At 38.4% G+C, this 6602-nt stretch carries 5 protein-coding genes; 2 read left to right on the forward strand and 3 right to left on the reverse strand.

The window, feature by feature from the left end:
- The first annotated feature begins 401 nt into the window (after positions 1-401).
- Together HMPREF9072_RS11055 and cysK are read left to right on the forward strand one after the other, a co-directional pair.
- Complete coding sequence (locus tag HMPREF9072_RS11055) at positions 402-1244, forward strand: serine O-acetyltransferase (protein WP_009411782.1); 843 nt, start codon at positions 402-404, stop codon at positions 1242-1244.
- Between the two features lie 85 nt (positions 1245-1329).
- Positions 1330-2238, forward strand: a complete 909-nt coding sequence (gene cysK, locus HMPREF9072_RS11060; RefSeq protein ID WP_002671722.1) for a cysteine synthase A — start codon at positions 1330-1332, stop codon at positions 2236-2238.
- A 46-nt stretch (positions 2239-2284) separates the two neighbouring features.
- Here cysK and HMPREF9072_RS11065 read toward each other — a convergent pair whose 3' ends face one another.
- The 3 genes from HMPREF9072_RS11065 to HMPREF9072_RS11075 form a co-directional block, all read right to left on the reverse strand.
- On the reverse strand, positions 2285-4186 hold the full coding sequence (locus HMPREF9072_RS11065; RefSeq protein WP_009411783.1) for a S9 family peptidase: 1902 nt from the start codon (positions 4184-4186) through the stop codon (positions 2285-2287).
- Complete coding sequence (locus HMPREF9072_RS11070; RefSeq protein ID WP_009411784.1) at positions 4183-5322, reverse strand: heparan-alpha-glucosaminide N-acetyltransferase domain-containing protein; 1140 nt, start codon at positions 5320-5322, stop codon at positions 4183-4185. Before HMPREF9072_RS11070 ends, HMPREF9072_RS11065 begins: the two co-directional genes overlap by 4 nt.
- Before the next feature lie 422 nt (positions 5323-5744).
- Positions 5745-6296, reverse strand: a complete 552-nt coding sequence (locus tag HMPREF9072_RS11075; RefSeq protein WP_002671731.1) for a DUF4199 domain-containing protein — start codon at positions 6294-6296, stop codon at positions 5745-5747.
- Positions 6297-6602: the final 306 nt, after the last annotated feature.

Genomic DNA, 6602 nt, shown 5'->3' on the forward strand with positions numbered 1-6602 from the left:
TTCCTATAAGCTTTCTATAAGCTAAGCATACCCATTTTACCTCTTATCTTTTATCTTTTACCTGAATCACCTCTTCCGTTCCTCTTCGTTATCTTTCTGCTTCCTTATCTCTTTTCTAAGACAATCCGAGAACTCCGATTATATCTTTTTGTACAACAAAAAAAATAAAAATATTTCAGTTTTTCTTTGGTAGTTAGAAAAATATTCTTACCTTTGCCCCGATTAATAGAATAGTACTGTATGAAACTGTATACTTTTCAAATAATGATGATGTGTTGTACCTTCGCTGTGAGCGGTGCAAGGATCGTTATTTCTTGAAAGTATCAGTATATATATTTTAGTAAACGAAATAACAACACCCCACTGCTCATAATAGGTAGTGGGGCTATTTTTTTATAATAATGACAAAAGTAAATTGCACCGAGAGTTTCATTATCGAACTCTATCAAGAAAGTAAAAATATCAAACATCACGTAAGCAAACAGCGTATTAACGCCTTTGTAGAAGAACTCTTTCAGTTCTTATTTCTCATAGATGAGCGTACTTGTCTCTCTAAAGTGAATATAGAAGCACGCTATGAGGAATTGCGTTATGATTTTATCAGTATTGTAGATGATTTTCTGCAAAACGAACCTCAGAAAGAGCAACTAACTGATTATTACGATTGTATTTTGCCCACTATTTATGCTCAATTAAAACAAGATGCTCAGTATTTTATTGATAGTGACCCAGCAGCTACCTCTCTGAGAGAAGTACAAGTTACCTATCCTGGTTTCTTTGCTATTATGGTATATCGTATTGCTCACGAACTATGGACGCGCGAAGTACCACTCTTGCCCCGTATACTCACCGAATACGCCCATAGCAAAACAGGTATCGACATTCACCCAGGAGCAACCATTGGCGTCCCTTTTATGATAGACCACGGTACGGCTATCGTTATTGGTGAAACTACGGTTATAGGTAACCACGTAAAAGTATACCAAGGGGTTACCTTAGGGGCACTCTCAGTATCGGTAGATAAGGCTCATACCAAGCGTCATCCCACTATTCAAGACAATGTGGTAATTTATTCAGGTGCCACAATCTTAGGAGGTGAAACCGTAATAGGTCACGATAGTGTTATTGGCGGGAACGTATGGCTTACCCATAGTATAGAACCTTTTACCAAAGTTTTCCACAAGAGTCAAATCATAGTAAAAGACAACGAAGTGTATGAAGAACCTATTAATTTTGTAATTTAGTCTTTAAACATTAGTTCCTAATACCAATTCACTAATCATTAACCACTAACTATTAACAAACACGTAACTAATAAATAATTATATAATGTTGTACAAAAATGTTTTAGAACTTATCGGGCGTACTCCCGAAGTGAAAATTAATCGATTGTTTGGTAAAGATGCCAACGTATTTATCAAGTTAGAACGCTTGAACCCAGGCGGTAGTATTAAAGACCGTATCGCACTCGCAATGATTGAAGATGCTGAAAACAAAGGTATCCTCAATAAAAATACTGTGATTGTAGAGCCTACCTCAGGTAATACAGGGGTTGGACTTGCCTTAGTAGCTGCTGTAAAAGGTTATAAGCTCATTGTGGTAATGCCTGAATCTATGAGTATAGAACGCCGTAAACTGGTATCGGCTTATGGAGCTGAGGTTGTATTAACTCCAAAAGAAAAAGGAACAGGAGGTGCCATTGCCAAAGCCCTCGAAATAGCCGAAGGTAAACCTAACTATTGGGTGCCTCAACAGTTCGAGAACCCTGCTAACCCTGAGGTACACGAGCGCACTACTGCTCAAGAAATCTTGCAATCCTTCCCCGATGGCTTTGATTATTTTGTAACAGGAGTTGGTACTGGTGGACATATTTCTGGGGTATCCAAAGTGCTTAAACAACACTTCCCTCATCTTAAAACCATAGCCGTAGAACCTGAACTATCACCCGTGCTCAGTGGAGGGGCAGCTGGTCCTCACCCTCTACAAGGGATAGGTGCTGGTTTTGTACCAAAGAATTATGATGCTAAGCTTGTAGATGATATTCTGTTAATAAGTAAAGATGAGGCTTTTGAATATGCCCGCAAGTTAGCGAAAGAAGAAGGTATTTTAGCTGGTATTTCTACGGGAGCTTCTTTGGCAGCCGTAGCCAAAGTACTCAAAAAAGACCCTAAGGCACGTGTCCTTACCGTAAACTATGATACAGGCGAACGCTATTGGTCAGTAGAAGGACTCTTCTAATATATAGAAAAAAGAGGCTACCCGATTAGGATAGCCTCTTTTAGTTTTATAATGTTTCTTTTAGCCATTTGAAGAACGTTCTCTGCCATAGGAGTCCATTCTGAGGTTGTAATACCCAGTGGTTCTCATCAGGAAAATAAAGTAACTCACTCTTGATGCCTCTCAGTTGAGCTGCTGTAAAAGCTTGGAATCCCTGTTCTTCGGGTACTCGGTAGTCCTTCCCTCCGTGAATGATGAGAATAGGGGTGTCCCATTCTGTAATCTTCTCTATAGGATTAAACTCTTTATACGATTTTTGTGCTACAGCGTTCTTTTTATCCCAATAAGCACCTCCTATTTCGTTATTGTTGAAGAAGAGCTCTTCGGTAGTGCCATACATACTTTGTAAGTTGAATACTCCGCAATGGGCAATAAACGTCTTGAAACGTTTTTGGTGAATACCTGCTAAGTAGTAGATTGAATATCCTCCGTAGCTGGCTCCTATAGCTCCCAATCGTTCTTTGTCTACATAAGGTTCCTTAGCAATATCATCAATAGCCGATAGGTAATCGCGCATCGGTTGTCCGCCCCAATCTCCGCTAATTTCCGCATTCCATTTTACTCCAAAACCTGGTAATCCTCTGCGGTTGGGAGCTATCACTATATAACCTTGTGAAGCCATTACTTGGAAGTTCCAACGGAAACTGTAAAATTGGCTTACAACAGATTGTGGTCCTCCTTGGCAGTAGAGTAGGGTAGGGTACTTCTTGTTAGGGTCAAAGTTGGGTGGGTAAATTACCCAAGCGTGCATTCTCTTGCCGTCAGTAGTTTTGATGATACGCTCCTTAATAGGACATTCAGCAATCCCTTTGTATAGCTCATCATTAAAATGTGAAAGCTGTGATAGTGTTATGCGTCCTTTTTTCTCTTTTAAATTGATAGTATACAGTTCAGCTGCGTGGTTCATATCCGTGCGCATCACAACCAATTGGTCGCCTGCTTGTCCTACTATACCATTCACATCAAATACGCCTTGTGTGAGTTGTCTTGGAGTAGTATCTTTACTAAAAGGAGCTACTACAAATACTTGCTCTGTTCCTTGGGTAGCCGCAATTAGGTATATTTGCTTCCCATCATTGCTCCATCGGTAACTGAAAACAGTATTATCCCAGTTAGCTGTAAGGTTAATGCGCTTGCCGTCCTTCAATATATAAAGGTCGTTTTTATCAGCTTCATTACCATCGTGTGCCATACTGAGCCACGCAAGAACGCCTTCTTTGTTATACTGAGGGTTAGTGTCATACCCCATCATTCCTTCGGTGAGGTTTGTTGTTTTTTTCGAGATGAGGTCGTACTCATAGATATCAGTATTAGTGCTCAGTACATAATCAGTGCCTACTTTGGCTTTGGTAACATAAAGTACCTTTTTACCGTCGAAACTCCATATATAATCCTCATCACCTCCAAAAGGCAACTGCGGACAGTAATAGGGCAGTCCTTCCATTATATCAGTTTGCTTACCATTACTATCTTCTATCATTACGTGATTGTAACTACCTTCATTCCACGTGTCCCAATGGCGATGGTCTAAGCTACTGTACAGCTTTCCTGATGATTTTTCTAAGTCGGTATAGAAGTCTTTCCCTAAAACCGACTTTAATTTTACTTCCTTATGAGTGAGTTTTAGGCTTTTATCGGTATTGTATTTAGCCGTGAGTTTTTCTACCTCTTCTTTGCTTATAGGAATAGGTACACCTCCTTTTACGGCAAGTTTATAGTATTCTTTGTTAAAAGTATTTTCCTTTATATTTGGAGTACTCACACTCACCAATACATATTGCTGGTCGGGGGTAATACCTATACCATTCACGCGATGTAGTTCCCATAGTTTTTCGGGGGTGAGAGGTTGTTGTGCTTGTATGCTATTAAATGCCATAACCGAAGCTAAAATAATAAGATGTTTTTTCATTCCTTAACAAATAAGGCAACAAGCCTTCCTAATAGTTTTACAATAAATTGGTAACTCTCTACCAAAAACGCTCTGATTTCTTTTAATACAAAAGCAATTCCTGATTTGATAACAGGTTTTACCCGATTGTAAATAAATGATAACCATACGCACACGGCTATAAAGGCAGGCGCTCCTAATACCACTTGATAAGGTTTTAACTGCCCTCCGAAGTGCTGTATAAGCCCGTGTGAGGTAATACTACCGTATATGATAAAGCAGTGTATAACGTAAATCGATAGGGTGTTTTGCCCAATAGTTTTAATCAGTTGTGAAGTAATCACATTGCGCATTAGGGCAAAAAAACCAAATACAAGCAATACATTCCCCAAACGCAAATAAGCAAAGTCCTGCATTAATCGCTCAAAAAATGGCGAATGGTTGATATAGAACAATTGTTCTATCATAAAGTGAAAACCCCACAACAAGAATGCTCCTACGCTTAGAAATAGCAGAATAGCATTGCGGTATAAGTGAGGGTGATTTTTGTATCGCTGAAATAGATACCCCATAAACCCTCCAAACGACACATAGCCAAACCAAGGAAAAATAGGAAAGAAACTACCGTGTACACGAGTCAGATAATTAGCAATCGGCAAGGGTAGTGAATCAAAGCGCAAATCCTTGTAAAAAGGCTCAAAAGTGAACGCCAGTAGGGTAGTGGTGAGCAATATCGTAGGCATTACCCACGACTTGCGGTTATATGAAAGTAAGTAAGTAGCGATGAGCAACAAGAGCGAAAGCCCAATACAGTGCAGTACATCTACACTTTGGAAACTCATACGCAAGAAGTAAGCAATACCGATGAGCATCAGTCCACGCCTAATACCTTTCTTCACGCGAGGGTTATTCCAGCCTACTTTTGTAGCATCACTTTCTTTTACCAATAAAAAAGTGAAGATAAACCCCGAAACAGTGAAGAACACAGGAGCGGTAATACCAGTGCAGTAGTGCCATAGCCAGTATATAAAGTTATTTTCGTCGCGGTAGCGGTCAGCAAGTAGTCCATTTATAAAGTGCCCTTGTAGCATCATACAGATAGCAAAGGCGCGAATCACATCTATGAAGTCAAGTCTGAATTTCTTTATTTTTTCCATAATCTTAATATCATAAAGAGAGTGCAAAGGTACAAAATAAATAACAATTAGCAAGTAATAGTTAAGAACTAACTAAGGAAAACGTACGAAATTCAATGAGTAAAGAAGTGTGGCTTACGTCATTATGAATTAAACAAAAATTGAGGATTTTCTTTGTGTGAAAGGTTTTAGCAACGTATTTTAGGTAGCTTGCTACCGATTTTTTTTAAATTTTGAAACTGATTTGCTTCAATTTCTGTTTCTTCTTTTTAAAAGGAAATTTTATGTGTTTGACTTAATAGCATCAACAAGTAACTAGTAATGTTAGCTCTTTTATAATAAAAGAACTTTGCCAAAGTTTCAATAGCTTGTTGTGCTACAACCTTTGGCAAAGTTTTATTACTGATAATCAGTTGTTTTTATCTATTGAGAGGGAGCAACCACTAAAGAGGCATTGGGCGTTCTTTCTTCTTCACAGCCCCTACTATAGCCGAGATAATAACACCTCCAATGGCAGAGCCCAATATCGATGAAAAGAATGTCCATACCACAGAAGGCTTGCTTTGAAGTGTTTTTTCACGGAGCTCTTCCATTTGTTCTTCACTGAAATTAGAGGTAAAAGCACTCATTTTTTCCATTGTAACCTCTACTACTTTTTCATAATAGTTAGGGTCAATAACAGTAGTGTAGATTACACTGTAAATAGCAGCGATTACCCCTCCCACGAGAGCGGTTACTATCCCCACTTTAATAGCTTCACCTACAGTTAAGAAACCGTCGTTAGCCGTTTTGTACTGCTGAACAGCCATCACGATAAAAACTACACAGATAGCTAAATTCAATAGCCAAGTGATAGCACCTATCAAAAAACTTCCAGTGTACAAAAGGTTTGTTACGTACAGCAATACGCTTAAAACTACACAAGCAACCCCTAATAAAATACCGTTTCTAAGTGCAATACTTAGGAAATTTACATTTTTTGTTTCCATAAACATTGAATATTTAAGTTAATGCCACAAAAGTAGAAAAAATATTAATACATACAATAAAAAAAATAATTTTTTCTTCTTTTTTTCTCACCCCGGAAATCCCCTTGTATAAATCATTTCTTATAAACACCAGTTCTACAACAAATTATCTTCTGCTCTCAATCTTATCTTCGCTTTAGTGTTATGAACTTTGCCAAGATTTAACTTTGGCAGAGTAGAAGTCCTCTCAATAACCTTCTTTTTATCTCTGTTTTAACGTTAACTTACCTTCGCCTTTCCTTCGTTCATTGTTCGTCTTTTGTTCGTCTTTTC

This window comes from Capnocytophaga sp. oral taxon 324 str. F0483, assembly GCF_000318315.2.
GTDB classification, from domain to species: Bacteria; Bacteroidota; Bacteroidia; order Flavobacteriales; family Flavobacteriaceae; genus Capnocytophaga; species Capnocytophaga ochracea.

Excerpts from the sequence above, each read along its gene's own strand:
- HMPREF9072_RS11055 (WP_009411782.1), top strand. The coding sequence starts at position 402 with ATGACAAAAGTAAATTGCACCGAGAGTTTCATTATCGAACTCTATCAA.
- cysK (WP_002671722.1), top strand. The coding sequence starts at position 1,330 with ATGTTGTACAAAAATGTTTTAGAACTTATCGGGCGTACTCCCGAAGTG.
- HMPREF9072_RS11065 (WP_009411783.1), bottom strand. The coding sequence starts at position 4,186 with ATGAAAAAACATCTTATTATTTTAGCTTCGGTTATGGCATTTAATAGC.
- HMPREF9072_RS11070 (WP_009411784.1), bottom strand. The coding sequence starts at position 5,322 with ATGGAAAAAATAAAGAAATTCAGACTTGACTTCATAGATGTGATTCGC.
- HMPREF9072_RS11075 (WP_002671731.1), bottom strand. The coding sequence starts at position 6,296 with ATGTTTATGGAAACAAAAAATGTAAATTTCCTAAGTATTGCACTTAGA.